The 14,225-nt window shown below is 72.5% G+C and carries 16 protein-coding genes; 5 read left to right on the top strand and 11 right to left on the bottom strand.

The window, feature by feature from the left end; translation table 11 throughout:
• The 4 genes from kdpF to ACFY1P_RS17990 all read right to left on the bottom strand — a co-directional run bounded on the left by kdpF (nucleotide 1) and on the right by ACFY1P_RS17990 (nucleotide 2,258).
• Entirely contained in the window at nucleotides 1-90 is a 90-nt protein-coding gene (kdpF, locus tag ACFY1P_RS18005) for a K(+)-transporting ATPase subunit F (protein WP_087925864.1), read from the bottom strand.
• Nucleotides 91-392: 302 nt separating this feature from the next.
• Entirely contained in the window at nucleotides 393-1,175 is a 783-nt protein-coding gene (locus ACFY1P_RS18000; RefSeq protein WP_361532642.1) for a DUF3710 domain-containing protein, read from the bottom strand.
• A 1-nt stretch (nucleotide 1,176) separates the two neighbouring features.
• Complete coding sequence (gene dut, locus ACFY1P_RS17995; protein ID WP_361532639.1) at nucleotides 1,177-1,677, bottom strand: dUTP diphosphatase; 501 nt, start codon at nucleotides 1,675-1,677, stop codon at nucleotides 1,177-1,179.
• Nucleotides 1,674-2,258 carry a PaaI family thioesterase gene (locus ACFY1P_RS17990; RefSeq protein ID WP_361532636.1) on the bottom strand — a complete coding sequence of 195 codons (585 nt, stop codon included), beginning with the start codon at nucleotides 2,256-2,258 and terminating at the stop codon, nucleotides 1,674-1,676. The genes dut and ACFY1P_RS17990 overlap by 4 nt, the downstream gene beginning before the upstream one ends.
• A gap of 58 nt (nucleotides 2,259-2,316) precedes the next feature.
• Here ACFY1P_RS17990 and ACFY1P_RS17985 point away from each other — a divergent pair, with 58 nt between their 5' ends.
• Nucleotides 2,317-2,760, top strand: a complete 444-nt coding sequence (locus ACFY1P_RS17985; RefSeq protein ID WP_361532633.1) for a DUF3093 domain-containing protein — start codon at nucleotides 2,317-2,319, stop codon at nucleotides 2,758-2,760.
• Between the two features lie 15 nt (nucleotides 2,761-2,775).
• Here the strand turns inward: ACFY1P_RS17985 and ACFY1P_RS17980 are convergent, their stop codons facing one another.
• The 4 genes from ACFY1P_RS17980 to ACFY1P_RS17965 all read right to left on the bottom strand — a co-directional run bounded on the left by ACFY1P_RS17980 (nucleotide 2,776) and on the right by ACFY1P_RS17965 (nucleotide 6,228).
• Entirely contained in the window at nucleotides 2,776-3,609 is an 834-nt protein-coding gene (locus tag ACFY1P_RS17980) for a hypothetical protein (RefSeq protein ID WP_390751094.1), read from the bottom strand.
• Between the two features lie 13 nt (nucleotides 3,610-3,622).
• Nucleotides 3,623-3,919: a DUF4193 domain-containing protein gene (locus tag ACFY1P_RS17975; RefSeq protein ID WP_116214298.1), complete on the bottom strand. Its 297-nt coding sequence runs from the start codon at nucleotides 3,917-3,919 to the stop codon at nucleotides 3,623-3,625.
• A 398-nt stretch (nucleotides 3,920-4,317) separates the two neighbouring features.
• Nucleotides 4,318-5,568, bottom strand: coding sequence for a HAMP domain-containing sensor histidine kinase (locus tag ACFY1P_RS17970; protein ID WP_361532627.1), 1,251 nt, complete (start codon nucleotides 5,566-5,568; stop codon nucleotides 4,318-4,320).
• 6 nt (nucleotides 5,569-5,574) lie between these two features.
• A complete protein-coding gene (locus ACFY1P_RS17965; protein ID WP_116215978.1) occupies nucleotides 5,575-6,228 on the bottom strand; it encodes a response regulator transcription factor in 654 nt (217 codons plus the stop codon).
• A 365-nt stretch (nucleotides 6,229-6,593) separates the two neighbouring features.
• Here ACFY1P_RS17965 and ACFY1P_RS17960 point away from each other — a divergent pair, with 365 nt between their 5' ends.
• Nucleotides 6,594-6,761 carry a hypothetical protein gene (locus ACFY1P_RS17960; RefSeq protein WP_361532624.1) on the top strand — a complete coding sequence of 56 codons (168 nt, stop codon included), beginning with the start codon at nucleotides 6,594-6,596 and terminating at the stop codon, nucleotides 6,759-6,761.
• Nucleotides 6,762-6,889: 128 nt separating this feature from the next.
• Here ACFY1P_RS17960 and ACFY1P_RS17955 read toward each other — a convergent pair whose 3' ends face one another.
• Together ACFY1P_RS17955 and ACFY1P_RS17950 are read right to left on the bottom strand one after the other, a co-directional pair.
• On the bottom strand, nucleotides 6,890-7,690 hold the full coding sequence (locus ACFY1P_RS17955) for an inositol monophosphatase family protein (protein ID WP_361532621.1): 801 nt from the start codon (nucleotides 7,688-7,690) through the stop codon (nucleotides 6,890-6,892).
• Between the two features lie 8 nt (nucleotides 7,691-7,698).
• Nucleotides 7,699-8,838, bottom strand: coding sequence for a ferrochelatase (locus ACFY1P_RS17950; RefSeq protein ID WP_390751093.1), 1,140 nt, complete (start codon nucleotides 8,836-8,838; stop codon nucleotides 7,699-7,701).
• A 155-nt stretch (nucleotides 8,839-8,993) separates the two neighbouring features.
• Here ACFY1P_RS17950 and ACFY1P_RS17945 point away from each other — a divergent pair, with 155 nt between their 5' ends.
• Together ACFY1P_RS17945 and ACFY1P_RS17940 are read left to right on the top strand one after the other, a co-directional pair.
• Nucleotides 8,994-10,286: an MFS transporter gene (locus tag ACFY1P_RS17945; protein WP_361532615.1), complete on the top strand. Its 1,293-nt coding sequence runs from the start codon at nucleotides 8,994-8,996 to the stop codon at nucleotides 10,284-10,286.
• Nucleotides 10,225-11,562 carry a D-arabinono-1,4-lactone oxidase gene (locus tag ACFY1P_RS17940; RefSeq protein WP_390751092.1) on the top strand — a complete coding sequence of 446 codons (1,338 nt, stop codon included), beginning with the start codon at nucleotides 10,225-10,227 and terminating at the stop codon, nucleotides 11,560-11,562. Before ACFY1P_RS17945 ends, ACFY1P_RS17940 begins: the two co-directional genes overlap by 62 nt.
• A gap of 83 nt (nucleotides 11,563-11,645) precedes the next feature.
• On the opposite strand, the gene ACFY1P_RS17935 is transcribed toward ACFY1P_RS17940, so the two are convergent.
• Complete coding sequence (locus ACFY1P_RS17935) at nucleotides 11,646-12,755, bottom strand: hypothetical protein (protein WP_390751091.1); 1,110 nt, start codon at nucleotides 12,753-12,755, stop codon at nucleotides 11,646-11,648.
• A gap of 347 nt (nucleotides 12,756-13,102) precedes the next feature.
• Here ACFY1P_RS17935 and sepH point away from each other — a divergent pair, with 347 nt between their 5' ends.
• Nucleotides 13,103-14,206 carry a septation protein SepH gene (gene sepH, locus ACFY1P_RS17930; RefSeq protein WP_390751090.1) on the top strand — a complete coding sequence of 368 codons (1,104 nt, stop codon included), beginning with the start codon at nucleotides 13,103-13,105 and terminating at the stop codon, nucleotides 14,204-14,206.
• Nucleotides 14,207-14,225 lie beyond the last annotated feature (19 nt).

The following is a 14,225-nucleotide window of genomic DNA, read 5'->3' as shown; positions in this document are numbered from 1 at the left end:
CTAGAACCTCTCCGGGAAAACGAGGGCGAGGATCAGGTAGCCCAGCAGGGCGACGGCCACGACCAGGCCGACGACGTTCTCGGCGGTCACAGCTTCGTCACCCCCTTGGCGACGAGAGCCACCAGCGCGAAGACCGCGATCGTGGTGACGACGAAGGCCACGTCGGCCATCGTGTGCTCCTAGAGAGTTCGGATATGAACGGACTCCCAAAGCAAACCCCTGTTGTCACGGTGCGAGCGCTCCGTTGACGCCTCTCATACGGCCATTAGCGCCCCCTTGACGGATTCCATACGCGCACCCCTCTGACCTGCGAAAACGCCGCTGGGCCGCAACCCCGGATCGGGGTTGCGGCCCAGCGGAACGGCCTGATCCAGCCGTTTGACGAGCGGTTTTCAGCGCACCTCGGAGATCTCCGGACCCCGCTCCAGGCGGTCCACACCGCCGGCGAAGCGCGAGCCGCCGTCCTCCTCCGGCTGCTGGAGGCCCTCGGCGACCATCTGCGCGTCGTCCGGCAGCTTCAGCACGATCGGGTCGCGGGGCGCCATCGGGGACTCGCCGCGCACGACGACGGTGTCCTGGAAGATCTGCTCCAGCAGCCCGGCGGTCTGCGGCTGCACCGCGCCCTGGCCCGAGATGACGCCGCGCAGGAACCAGCGCGGGCCGTCACAGCCCACGAAACGGACGAGCTGGACGCCCTGGGTGCCGTCCGGCAGCGCGACCGGCACCTGGGCCCGCAGCTCCCAGCCCAGCGGGCCCTGGACCTCGTCCACGACACCGCCCTGCTGGGTGATGCCGGAGGCGATCTCCTCGCGCACCTCGTGCCAGATGCCCTCGCGCTTGGGGGCGGCGAACGCCTGCAGCTGCACGGCACTGTCGCGCAGCACCACCGTCGCGGCGACGATGGCGTCACCGGCGACCTCGACCCTCAGCTCCATGCCCTCGACCCCGGGCACGAACAGTCCGCCCAGGTCCACGCGGCCCTCCTGGGGGTCGCGGACCTCGGAGAGGTCCCACGGCCCGTCGGGGCGCGGCTCCGGCTCCAGCCGGACCCGGCTCTCGGCCGCGATGTCCTCTGCGGACGCGTTGGAGAGGGAGTCCTCAGCCAACTCCTCGGAGGTCACGTCGTCGACCTGGTCGACGGCGTCCTCCCCGCGCTTGCGGCGACGACCGAACACGTCACTGTCCTTCCCGGTCGCTTGCGACCGAAGCGAATCCATTCCCCACGGCAGCGTGGCCACCGGTGGACCCGAAGCCCCCTTCGGCCCGTGCCGAGCCTGGAAGCTCCGCCACCTCGTGGAAGCGGACCTTCTCGACCTGCTGGACAACCAATTGGGCGATACGGTCGAACCTCTCGAACCGCACGGTCTCGCGCGGGTCCAGATTGACCACAATCACCTTGATCTCTCCACGGTACCCGGCATCGATGGTCCCCGGGGCATTCACCATGGAGACCCCGCACCTGGCGGCGAGACCCGAACGCGGGTGCACGAAGGCGGCGTAACCGTCGGGCAGCGCGATGGCGACCCCGGTGGGCAGCACCAGCCGCTCCCCCGGCGCCAGCTCGGCGGCCTCGGTGGTGACCAGGTCGCAGCCGGCGTCGCCGGGGTGGCCGTAGGAGGGGACGGGCACCTCCGGGTCGACCCTGCGGATCAGCACATCCAGGGGCATACGGCTCACGGGTTCACCTCAAAAGCTCGCGCGACCTTCACCTGGTCGGGGTCGGCCAGGGCGGCCTGGATTTCGGTGGCGCGGCCGTTCTCGATGAAGTGGTCGACGTTGACCTCGATGAACACCGCCTCCGCCTGGACGGCGACCGGGCCTTCCGGGCCGCCGATCCGGCCGGTGGCCGTGGCGTAGATCTTACGGCCGTGCACGCCGCGGACCTCCGCCTGAAGGTGCAGCACGGTGTCCACGGGCACGGGCCGTACGTAGTCCGTCTCCAGCCGTCCGGTCACCGCGATCACCCGCAGCAGCCAGCCCAGCGAGCCCAGCGTCTCGTCGAGCGCCGTGGCCAGCACACCGCCGTGCGCGAGACCGGGGGCGCCCTGGTGCGCCTCCTTGACGCGGAACTCCGCGGTGACGCTCACACCCTCGCCGGCGCGCACCTCGACGTGCAGACCGTGCGGGACACCTCCGCCGCAGCCGAAGCAGTATTCGTAGTGCGCCCCGATGATCTCTCCGGGCGCGGGCGCGTCCGCGTGCCGCACCGGTGGCTCGGCCCCGGGCGGCAGCGTCGGCGTTGTCGTTCGTCCACTCACAGGGGCTGACCTTACCCGCGGGAGCGGGGCCCGGTCCCGTCCGTGGCAGGCTTGGCCCATGCAGCCTTACGAAGAACGCCTGACCGCGCCCCGATCCTGGTGGTTCATCGCGGTGCTCATCGGGGTCGCCATGGCGCTGATCCTGCTGCCGCTGGGCACCGTCCCGATGCTGGGCGGGCTCGTGGGCGGCGCGGCCCTCGCCTCGATCGCGGTCAGCTCGTACGGCTCGGTGCGCATCCGGGTCGTGGGCGGCGACCTCGTCGCCGGTGACGCGAAGATCCCGGTGGCGGCGCTGGGACCGGCGGAGGTGCTGGGCGCGGAGGAGGCCCGCGCCTGGCGCACGCACAAGGCCGACACCCGCGCCTTCATGCTGCTGCGCGGCTACATCCCCACGGCCGTGCGCGTCGAGATCACCGACCCGGCGGACCCCACGCCGTACGTCTACCTCTCCACCCGCTCCCCCGAGCGCCTGGCCGCGGCCCTGGCGGCCGTACGGGCCTAGGGGCTCGCAGGGGGTTCAGAGGGCGCCGGGCCCCGGCGGCAGGGCGTCCCAGGAGACCTGGCGGGTGCGCAGGTCCTTGCGGACCTTCTCGGCGAGCCTCTTGGTGTCGCGGCGGTTCATGACCGCGCCCACGGTCGCGCCGATCATGAACGGCGTGAGGTTGGGCAGATTGCGGAAGGTGCGCTTGAGGACCTGCTGGCGCAGCTCGCGCCGCAGCTGGCCGCCGAGGGCCGCGTTGACGGTCACGGGCGAGGTGACGTCGATGCCGCGCTCGTCGGCCCACGCACCGAGATAGGCGAACGAGCGCTGGCGCACGGTGCCGGGGGCCCGCAGGCCGTAGACCTCGTGCAGCTCGGCGATGAGCTTGAACTCCACCGCGGCGACGCCGATGATCTCGGCCGCCAGCTCGGCGGGCATGGCCGGCGGAACCGGCAGCATGGCCGCGGCGCCGACGCCGGCGCCCACGGTGGACGTGCCGTGCGCGGCGCCCGCGACCAGCTTGTCCGCGAGCTCCTCCGGGCCGAGGCCCGGGAACTGCTCGCGCAGGGTCGCGAGATCGCGCACCGGGACGCGCGGGGCGTTCGCGATGATCAGGTCGGCCATGGCGGACAGCCCCACCCTCGCCCCCCGGCCGCCCTTCCTGGCACCCCGGCCGACAGCCGCGGCGAGCGAGGCCGCACGGCCCCGCTCGACGTCTGTGCCGGCCCCGGCGGCAGGGGTGGTGTCCACGGCGCCGACGGTGACGTCGGCGTCATCGGCACCCTCCTGCCGCGCGGCGTCGCCCTCGGGTCCGGTGGTCAGTTCGGACCGCTGGGAGCGCCGCTTGCGAAACGGGATCGAGCCTGCCATGCAGACCCGCTCCTCACTCGCAGTCGCGGCAGATGGGCTGACCGTTCTTCTCGCGGGCCAGCTGGCTGCGGTGGTGCACGAGGAAGCAGCTCATGCAGGTGAACTCGTCGGCCTGCCGCGGCAGGACCCGGACGGACAGCTCCTCGTTGGAGAGGTCCGCGCCGGGCAGCTCCAGGCCCTCGGCGGCCTCGAAGTCGTCGACGTCGACCGTTGAAGCGGACTTGTCGTTCCGCCGGGCCTTCAGCTCCTCGATGCTGTCCTCATTGACGTCATCGTCGGTCTTGCGTGGGGTGTCGTAATCCGTTGCCATGTCGCTCTCCCCCTCTGGGTGTCTGCGGTGTCTCCAGCGCACGTAACGCGTGAGAGGCCGGACTTGTGCCCGACCCGAGGCGGAGATTTTGCCTCACATCAAGGTCTGTTACTCAATCGACACCCAACCGCACACCTGAAGAGGTGATGGGGATGGATGGCGAACGGGACCGTACACGGTCCGGATGCCGCATGTGGATACGCCATCACGTGTACTTCCCGTGATCAGGACCCCCGGAAACCCCCATTTTCCCGGCGTTCCGTCGGCCCCGATGATCACGGAGAGTGGATGGCCGGAAGTTTGCGCATGTGAGCGATCACACATGCCCCCGGCGAGGGGCGGACCATGAGAATTCCGCCCAAAGCGAACCTTCGGCCGCCCCATTCTCGCAGAGATTCTCAGGTCGGAAGTACCACTCTCATGATCAGTCCACCCCCGTCACGGGGTTCGGCGGTGATCCTGCCTCCGTGCGCGCGGGCGACGGAGCGGACGATCGACAGTCCGAGGCCCACGCCCTTGTCGCTGCCGGTGCGCTCGGTGCGCAGGCGGCGGAACGGTTCGAAGATGTTGTCCAGCTCGTAGGCCGGGACGATGGGGCCGGTGTTCTCCACGACCAGCACCGCCTGGCCCGGCTGGGCCTCGGTGGTGACCTCGACCCAGCCGTCGGCCGTGTTGTAGCGGACGGCGTTCTGCACGAGGTTGAGCGCGATGCGCTCCAGGAGCACGCCGTTGCCCTGCACGACCGCGGGCTGCCGGGTGCCGCGCAGCTCGACCCCCTTGGCCTGGGCCTCCGCGCGCGTCTGGTCGATGGCCTGGGAGGCCACCTCCGCGAGGTCCACGGGCTTGCGGTCCACGATCTCGTTGTCGCTGCGCGCGAGCAGCAGCAGGCCCTCCACGAGCTGCTCGCTGCGCTCGTTGGTGGCCAGCAGGGTCTTGCCCAGCTGCTGGAGCTCGGGGGACGCGCCCGGGTCGGAGAGGTGCACCTCCAGCAGGGTGCGGTTGATCGCGAGCGGGGTGCGCAGCTCGTGCGAGGCGTTGGCCACGAAGCGCTGCTGCGCGGTGAACGCCCGCTCCAGCCGGTCGAGCATCTCGTCGAAGGTGTCGGAGAGCTCCTTCAACTCGTCCTCCGGGCCGCCCAGTTCGATCCGCCGCGAGAGGTCCGTGGCGGCGACCCGGCGGGCCGTGCGGGTCATCCTGCCGAGCGGCGAGAGGACCCGGCCCGCCATGGCGTAACCGAAGGCGAAGGCGATCACGGCGAGGCCGAGGAGGGCCAGCAGCGAGCGCTTGAGGAGGCTGTCGAGGGCGAGGGCACGCTGGTGCTGCATGCACTGCTCCAGGCCCCGCATGAAGACCTGGCTGTCGGTGGTGCCGCTCAGGTTCGAGCAGGTGTCGCTGGTGAACTGCACCTGGGCGTTGAGGATCCGGAAGGGCAGGGCGTTGCCCTGGTCCAGGGCGTTCGCCGCCAGCAGATAGATGATCGTGAGCAGCAGGACACCCGCCATCAGGAACATCCCGCCGTAGAGCAGGGTGAGCCGTATGCGGATGGTCGGGCGCAGCCAGGGGAACGGCCGTACGACGGGCTGGCGGGGGTCCCAGCTGGGCTTCGGCGGGGTGGGCGGGGCTGCCTGCGGTGTGGGGGTGGCGGGCATCGGGCGTCAGATCCGGTATCCGGAGCCGGGCACGGTGACGATCACCGCGGGCTCCCCGAGCTTGCGGCGCAGCGTCATGACCGTGACGCGGACGACGTTGGTGAAGGGGTCGGTGTTCTCGTCCCAGGCCTTCTCCAGGAGCTGCTCGGCCGAGACGACCGCGCCCTCGCTGCGCATGAGCACCTCCAGCACCGCGAACTCCTTCGGCGCCAGCTGCACCTCCCGGCCCTCGCGGAAGACCTCGCGGCGGTTGGGGTCCAGCTTGATGCCGGCCCGCTCCAGGACGGGCGGCAGCGCCACGGTCGTACGGCGGCCGAGGGCGCGGACGCGCGCGGTGAGCTCGCTGAAGGCGAAGGGCTTGGGCAGATAGTCGTCGGCGCCGATCTCCAGGCCCTCCACGCGGTCGCTGACGTCGCCGGAGGCGGTCAGCATCAGGACGCGGGTGGGCATGCCGAGCTCGACGACCTTGCGGCACACGTCGTCGCCGTGGACGAGGGGAAGGTCGCGGTCGAGGACGATGACGTCGTAGTCGTTGACGGCGACACGCTCGAGCGCGGCCGCGCCGTCGTACACGACGTCGACGGCCATGGCCTCCCGGCGCAATCCGGTGGCGACGGCATCGGCGAGCAGCTGCTCGTCCTCGACGACGAGTACGCGCACGGCGTTGGTCCTTCCCTTGGAGCCCTTGGTCTGGGCAGGCATGTCGGTTCCCCGGTGGGTGTATCCATCCTGCCTCCTACGCCGGTAAACCGGCTGTAAGGGGCACCGGGGGCGGCCGTGGCAGGGCGTGTGGTCCCTGTGTGGTTCCGGTGTGATTCCGGATTGCCGGGCGGCCGCAGGTTTCCCCGCGGACGGCGGTGGGGAAGACGTCTGCACACCCGCGATCACGCCCGAGCAGCGGCACGTCACGATCGGCCGCCGACCGAAGGGGCAGGGTGTGATCGTTTCTCCCCCGGTCCCCGCCGGGGGTGACCCCCAGGCACACCCCCGTGCCGCCGAGCCGACCCTGGAGGGGGCGCAGCACTATGGACGCGTTCACCGCTGGCATTCTGCAGCGCATAGAGAGCACCCGGTCCGACCTGGACCAGGCCCGCAGGTCGGGCGACGAATTCCTCGCCGAGGTGGAGCAGTCGGCCCTGGAGGACCTGCACCGCCTCGCGGCGGAGCACGGCGTCGAAGTGAGCGCCGCCTGACGGCAGCCGCCACCGGCCGATCCACGCACCGAACGCCCTCGCACCTGCCGGTGCGGGGGCGTTCCGGTGTCTCTGTGTCTCTCCTGTGGGGCGGCGCCACGGGCGGTGAGGGGCCCGTACGGGCTCCGTCAGTCGTGCCAGGCGCCCAGGGTCTCCAGCCGCTCCTGGAGCCGCTCGAAGAGGGCCGGGGGCGCCGCCACCGTCAGCTCCGTGGACTCCGCCTCGCCGGGCCTGCCGCCCGTGAGCGCGCCCGCCTCGCGGGCGATCAGGGCCCCGGCCGCGTAGTCCCAGGGGTTGAGCCCGCGCTCGTAGTAGCCGTCCAGCCGGCCGCAGGCCACGTCGCACAGGTCGATGGCGGCGGACCCGCCGCGGCGGATGTCACGGACCTCCGGGAGCAGGCCGCGCAGGACCTCGGCCTGGGCGGCCCGGCGGGCGGTGAGATAGCCGAAGCCGGTGCCGATGAGGGCCTGGTCCAGGGGCGGCGCGGGGCGGACGGCGAGCCGTCGGCCGCCCAGGAACGCGCCGCGGCCGCGCACCGCGCTGTAGGTCTCGCCCCGCACGGGCGCCGCGACCACGCCGACGACCGTCTCGCCGTCGGTCTCGGCCGCTATCGAGACGGCCCAGGAGGGCAGTCCGTAGAGGTAGTTGACCGTGCCGTCGACCGGGTCGACGACCCAGCGCACCCCGCTGGTGCCCGCGCTGCTGGCGCCCTCCTCGCCGAGCACCCCGTCGGCGGGGCGCCGCTCGGCGAGGAAGCCGGTGATCAGCTTCTCGGCGGCGATGTCCATCTCGGTGACGACGTCGATGGGGCTGGTCTTGGTCGCGGCGACGCCCAGGTCGGCCGGGCGGCCGTCCCTGAGCAGGGCGCCGGCCCGCTCCGCGGCCTCGAGGGCCACGGCCAGGAGTTCGTCCTTCAGGGTGTCGCTCACAGTGCTCCTTACGCGTACGGGCTGTCGGCTCCGGCGGCGGCCGGGCGGGGGGCCCGGGCCGGGCAGCAGCCGACGGGACAGAGGTCGTGGGAGGGGCCGAGCTCGCCCAGCGCGCACCGGCGCGGGGCGAGGCCGCGCTCGGTGGCGGCGCGCTCCAGCACCAGCTCGCGGACGGCGGCCGCGAAGCGCGGGTCCGCCCCGACGGTGGCGGCGCGGGCGACCGGCAGGCCGAGCTCGGCGGCCTTGGCGGTGGCCTCGGTGTCGAGGTCGTACTTGACCTCCATGTGGTCCGAGACGAAGCCGATCGGGACCATCACGACCGCCTCGGCGCCCTCGCCGTGCAAGGTCTCCAGGTGGTCGCAGATGTCGGGTTCGAGCCAGGGGATGTGCGGGGCGCCGCTGCGGGACTGGTAGACGAGCTGCCAGGGGAGCTCGTCGCCCGTCTCCTCGCGGACCGCGTCGGCGATCAGACGGGCGACCTCGAGGTGCTGGGCGACGTAGGCACCGCCGCCCCCGTGGCCCTCGACGGGGCCCGAGGTGTCGGCCGCGGCCGTGGGGATGGAGTGCGTGGTGAAGGCGAGGTGCGCGCCCGCCCGGACGTCCTCGGGGAGACCGGCGAGCGCCGCGAGGGTCGCGTCGACCATGGGCCGGACGAAGCCGGGGTGGTTGAAGTAGTGCCGCAGCTTGTCGACGCGCGGCGGCGTGATCCCCTCGCCCTCCAGGGCGGCCAGCGCGTCGGCGAGGTTCTCGCGGTACTGCCGGCAGCCGGAGTACGAGGCGTAGGCGCTGGTGGTGAGCGTCAGGATGCGGCGGTGCCCCGCTGCGGCCATCTCGCGCAGCGTGTCGGTCAGATACGGGGCCCAGTTGCGGTTGCCCCAGTGGACCGGCAGGCCGCCGCCGTGGTCGGCGAACTCCTCGCGCAGCGCGGCCAGCAGCTCGCGGTTCTGGTCGTTGATCGGGCTGACGCCGCCGAAGAGGAAGTAGTGCTGCCCGACCTCCTTGAGCCGCTCGCGGGGGATCCCGCGGCCGCGGGTGACGTTCTCCAGGAAGGGGACGACGTCGTCCGGGCCCTCGGGGCCGCCGAAGGAGAGCAGCAACAGGGCGTCGTACGGGGCTGTTGCTCGCTGGTCTGCTGGCTGATCCGACATGGTCCGATCCTGCCACCCGCCACTGACAGGCAGGAAATGGCAGTGCACGGCACACCCCTCCGCACGTAAGCTGTATCGGCCACTTACATCCCTTACCGGCGGCCTCACCCACCGCCGGGCTCCTCGGTTCACCCCCCGATCCCCTGGCGGCCCCCTTGCCCAGTCCTTACCGCGAAATATTCGCCGCCCCCGGCTCCAGGAGCTTCTCCGCCGCCGGGTTCCTCGGCCGGATGCCGCTGTCGATGATGGGCATCGGCATCGTGACGATGGTGTCCCAGCTGACCGGCCGGTACGGGCTGGCGGGCGCGCTCTCCGCGACCCTGGCCATCTCCGCGGCCGTCCTCGGCCCGCAGATCTCCCGGCTCGTCGACCGGCACGGGCAGCGCCGGGTGCTGCGCCCGGCGACGCTGGTCTGCGTGGTCGCGGTCGCCGGGCTGCTGCTCAGCGCGCAGCAGCGCTGGCCGGACTGGACGCTCTTCGTCTTCGCGGCCGCCGTGGGCTGCGTGCCCAGCGTGGGCTCGATGGTGCGGGCCCGCTGGGCGGCGATCCACAGCGGGAGCCGCGAGCTGCACACCGCGTACTCCTTCGAGTCCGTGGTCGACGAGGTGTGCTTCATCTTCGGCCCGATCCTCTCGATCGGCCTGTCCACGGCGTGGTTCCCCGAGGCGGGCCCGCTGCTGGCCGCCGTGTTCCTGGCCGTCGGGGTGCTCTGGCTGACCGCGCAGCGCTCCACTGAGCCCGTGCCGCACCCCCGGGAGCACCACCAGGGCGGCTCCGCGCTGCGCTCCCCCGGCCTCCAGGTGCTGGTGGTGACCTTCGTGGCCATGGGCACGATCTTCGGCACGGTCGACGTGGTCACCGTCGCCTTCGCCGACGAGCAGGGCCACAAGGCGGCGGCGAGCCTGGTGCTCTCGGTGTACGCGCTGGGCTCCTGCCTGGCCGGAGTCGTCTTCGGGCTGCTGCGCCTCAAGGGCGAGCCGGCCCGCCGCTGGCTGCTGGGCGTCTGCGCGATGGCCGTGAGTATGATCCCCCTCCAACTGGTCGGGAGCCTGCCGTTCCTGGCCGTGGCGCTCTTCGTCGCGGGGCTCTCCATCGCGCCGACCATGGTGACGACGATGGCCCTCGTCGAACAGCACGTACCGCGCGCGAAGCTGACCGAGGGCATGACCTGGACGAGCACCGGGCTCGCGGTCGGGGTGGCGCTGGGTTCGTCGGCCGCCGGCTGGGTCGTCGACGGCGCCGGGGCGGCGGCGGGGTACGTGGTGTGCGTGGTGGCGGGTGCGCTCTCGGCCGCGGTGGCGTTCCTCGGCTACCGCCGGCTCCGCACGCCGGCGCCGCAGCGGCCGGGGGCACCCGTGCCGCAGGCAAGGGGAGGGTCCGACGCACATGACGAGAACGACCGGAACCACGAGCAGCACGACGACCGGGACAAGGGGCGCGTGGCGTAACTGGGCGGGGAACGTCACCGCCCGCCCCGCGCGAAGCGTGGCACCGGCGAGCACCGCGGAGCTCGCCGAGGCGGTGGCACGGGCCTCCTCGGACGGCCTGAGGGTCAAGGCGGCCGGCACCGGCCACTCCTTCACGGCGGTGGCCGCCACGGACGGGCTGCTGATCCGCCCGGAGCGGCTGACCGGACTGCGGGCGGTCGACCGGGCGGCGGGGACGGTGACCGTGGCCGCCGGGACCACGCTCCGGCAGCTGAACATGACGCTGTCCGCGCACGGCCTGTCGCTGGCCAACATGGGCGACATCATGGAGCAGACCGTCTCGGGCGCGGTCAGCACCGGCACCCACGGCACGGGCCGCGACTCCGCCTCGCTCGCCGCCCAGGTCCGGGGCCTGGAGCTGGTGACCGCGGACGGCTTGGTGCTCACCTGCTCACCGCGCGAGCACCCCGAGATCTTCACGGCGGCCCGGCTGGGTCTGGGCGCGCTGGGGGTCATCACCGCGGTCACCTTCGCCGTGGAGCCGGAGTTCCTCCTGCGGGCCCGCGAGGAACCGATGCCCTTCGACCGGGTCACCGCGGAATTCGATCAGCTGGTCACCGAGAACGAGCACTTCGAGTTCTACTGGTTCCCGCACACCACCCACTGCACCACCAAGCGCAACAACCGCAGTGCGGGCCCCGCAGCGCCGCCCGGCCGCGCCGCCGCCTGGGTGGAGGACGAGCTGATAGCCAACGGCCTCTTCCAGGCCGTGTGCTCCGTGGGCCGCGCCGCGCCCGGCGCGATCCCCGGCATCGCCCGGATCGCCGGCCGCGCCCTGTCGGCCCGCACGTACACCGACGTCGCCTACAAGGTCTTCACCAGCCCCCGGCGGGTCCGCTTCCTGGAGATGGAGTACGCCCTGCCGCGCGAGGCCGCCGTGGCGGCGCTGCGCGAGCTCCGTGCGGCGATCGAGCGGTCACGGCTGCGGATCAGCTTCCCGGTGGAGGTGCGAACCGCCCCGGCGGACGATGTCCCGCTGTCGACGGCGTACGGGCGGGACACGGCCTACGTGGCCGTGCACATGTACCGCGGCACGCCGCACCACGCGTACTTCGCGATCGCCGAGCGGATCATGACGGCGCACGGCGGGCGCCCGCACTGGGGGAAGCTGCACAGCCGCGACGCCGCGTATCTGGCCGGGGTCTATCCGCGCTTCGGGGAGTTCACCGCGCTGCGCGACCGGATGGACCCGGAGGGCGTGTTCGGCAACGCGTATCTGCGGCGCGTCCTGGGCTGAGATTCCCCCGCGGACGCGGGACGGGCCCGGTGGTGCGGGGAATTCCGCACCACCGGGCCCGTCCCGGCGCCAGGGCCGGAGCCCTACGACAGCGTGCCCTGGGTGACCGTGCTCGTGCCCGCCGCCGCGTTCTGGCCCTGCGGCGGCTTGGGGTCGGTCTGCCCGGTCGTGCCGGTCGTGCCCTGGCCGCCCGTGGTCGTGCCGCCCTTGCCGTCGGTGCCGCCCTTGCCGCCGTCGGGCGTCGGCGTGGGGTTGGACGGGTCCGGCTTCGGGCCGGGCGTCGAGCCGCCGGTGGTGCCGCCCGTACCGGACGACGTCGACGGGTTCGGCGACGGCTTGTCCGCCCCGCCGCCCTGGCCGGGCGTCCCGGCGTCGGGCGAGGGGGTGTCGCCGCCGCCCTTGCCCGGCTCCCGGTCGCCGTCGTGCGAACGGCCCGGGTCGGGGCTCTCGGAGGGCGTGCGCTCCTGCTTCTTCTCCGACTTCCCGCCGCCGCTGACCAACTGGCTGATCGTCGTGGAGTTCTTCTCGCCATCCGCGCTCTTGTCGCTGACCAGCTCGACCGCGGTGACGGTGCCCATGGCGAGCACGAAGACGGCGCCCGCCGCGAGCAGCGGCCGCTTCCAGCCGCGCAGCCGTGTGCCGTGGGTGGTGCCTGTCGTGTACTCGTCGCTCAGGCCGGCGATCTGTTCATCGGAATCCGCACCGGCGTGCGGTCCCTGATGCGCGCCCGCGTGCGCGCTGTGCTCCGGCGTGCGGCCCGCTCCGTGCAACAGCTGCGTCGCGTCCTCGGTGGGCAGACTCCGCGTCGCGTCGGCGGCCGGCAGCATCTGCGTCGCCTCGACCTGGCCGAGCAGCTGGGTGCGGGCGGCGTCGGGCGTGGCGTCCGGACCGAGGCGTCCCACGGCGCGCCCGGCGTCCTTCAGCGGCACCTGGCGCAGCGTCGGCCTGGCCGCCTGGACGGTCACCTCGCGGAGCTGCTCGCCCGTGCGCCGGAAGAGGTGCTGGAAGATCGTGCCGCCCGACGTGGCCACGACACTCACCACGCCGGCGCCGAGCACGGTGCCGTACACCCCGAGCTTGCCCGCCAGCAGCGCGGCCACGACCGCCGCGAGGGCGCTCCCGGCGACCTGCGCGAGGCTCAGCTCCAGACGCTTCTTCTTGGGTTTTGCCTCGCTTTCGCCTTTGTCGTCCATCTCCCGCCTCTGTGTAGCCCTTCGATCCCTCTTGTAGCTGGAAGAGACATTCGATCGTAACGAACAGTTCCGATTGGGGCGATTGTGTGAACCTCGACACCCGTTCGGTGGGCGTCCTCCCCGATGCCCTGGATCAACTCCCTTCTCCCGCGTGAACTTCGATGGCGCGCCGATCCACGCCCAGTGGCCCGAATGGAGTACTGTGGCGAGCCCTGGTCCCGGTGTCCCGTCCGGCTGCCCGGACCCAAACGGGAGGGGCCAGGCGGCTCTCGCCCCGTCAACTCGGCAATGTTGTGGCAGGCTGCACCCGGGCAGGCCACACTCGACTAGCGGAAGCAGCGACGCAGGTGACGTCGGCAGGCACCACCCGGGAGGTCCCCATGCCCGAACTGCGTGTCGTGGCCGTCTCCAACGACGGCACACGGCTGGTGCTCAAGGCTGCGGACAGCACGGAGTACACCCTTCCCATTGACGAACGGTTGCGCGCTGCGGTGCGCAACGACCGTGCTCGCCTGGGCCAGATCGAGATCGAGGTGGAGAGCCATCTCCGCCCGCGCGACATTCAGGCACGTATACGCGCCGGTGCCTCCGCGGAGGAGGTCGCGCAGCTGGCCGGCATTCCCGTCGAGCGGGTCCGCAGGTTCGAGGGCCCGGTGCTCGCCGAGCGCGCCTTCATGGCCGAGCGCGCCCGCAAGACGCCCGTGCGCCGTCCCGGTGAGAACACCGGTCCGCCGCTCGGCGAGGCGGTCGCGGAGCGGCTGGTGCTGCGTGGCGCGGAGAAGGACAGCTCGCAGTGGGATTCCTGGCGCCGCGACGACGGCACCTGGGAGGTGCTGCTGGTCTACCGTGCGGCAGGTGAGCCACGCGCCGCGAGCTGGACGTTCGATCCGCCGAGGCGGATCGTTCAGGCGATGGACGACGAGGCGCGGGCGCTCATCGGCGAGACCGACGACACGCCCGAGCCGAGCTTTCCCTTCGTGCCGCGCATCGCCCGGCTGCCGCGCGACCGGCCGCTGGACCGCACTCTGGACCGCACTCTGGACCGCCCCGCGCCCGTCCCGGCGCCGCCCGCTCCTCCCGCGGAGGCGGACACCGACGCCGCGGCCGAGGACACCGGCAAGGAGCGGGACTCCCTGACGAGCCTGCTCGAGGCCGTGCCCAGCTTCCGGGGCGACATGGTCGTGCCGGAGCCGCCCTCGGTGGCACCGGTGAGCGAGGAGAGTGACGAGGAGGCAGAGGCCGTCGAGCCTCCGGCCGCGAGCGCGGGCGCGGGAGCCGGTGCCGCGTACGCCGATGTGCTGATGCCGCGTTCGGTGGCCGGTCACCGCGACCGGCTCACCGGGACGACGGACCGTCAGGCCGAGGCGGACGGTGTCCGGCCCGGCCGCCGGGCGGCGGTGCCCAGTTGGGACGAGATCGTCTTCGGCACCCGGCGCAAGAAACAGGAGTGACGTCGGAGCGAGGAGAGGA

It is taken from the genome of Streptomyces sp. NPDC001407 (assembly GCF_042895325.1).
Classification (GTDB): domain Bacteria; phylum Actinomycetota; class Actinomycetes; order Streptomycetales; family Streptomycetaceae; genus Streptomyces.
Note: the sequence above shows the minus strand (reverse complement) of the source record. Positions and strands in the feature narration are given on the sequence as shown.

Coding starts and splice junctions, on each gene's coding strand:
- ACFY1P_RS17985 (WP_361532633.1), top strand. CDS start 2,317: ATGCAGCCTTACGAAGAACGCCTGACCGCGCCCCGATCCTGGTGGTTC.
- ACFY1P_RS17980 (WP_390751094.1), bottom strand. CDS start 3,609: ATGGCAGGCTCGATCCCGTTTCGCAAGCGGCGCTCCCAGCGGTCCGAA.
- ACFY1P_RS17975 (WP_116214298.1), bottom strand. CDS start 3,919: ATGGCAACGGATTACGACACCCCACGCAAGACCGACGATGACGTCAAT.
- ACFY1P_RS17970 (WP_361532627.1), bottom strand. CDS start 5,568: ATGCCCGCCACCCCCACACCGCAGGCAGCCCCGCCCACCCCGCCGAAG.
- ACFY1P_RS17960 (WP_361532624.1), top strand. CDS start 6,594: ATGGACGCGTTCACCGCTGGCATTCTGCAGCGCATAGAGAGCACCCGG.
- ACFY1P_RS17950 (WP_390751093.1), bottom strand. CDS start 8,838: ATGTCGGATCAGCCAGCAGACCAGCGAGCAACAGCCCCGTACGACGCC.
- ACFY1P_RS17940 (WP_390751092.1), top strand. CDS start 10,225: ATGACGAGAACGACCGGAACCACGAGCAGCACGACGACCGGGACAAGG.
- ACFY1P_RS17935 (WP_390751091.1), bottom strand. CDS start 12,755: ATGGACGACAAAGGCGAAAGCGAGGCAAAACCCAAGAAGAAGCGTCTG.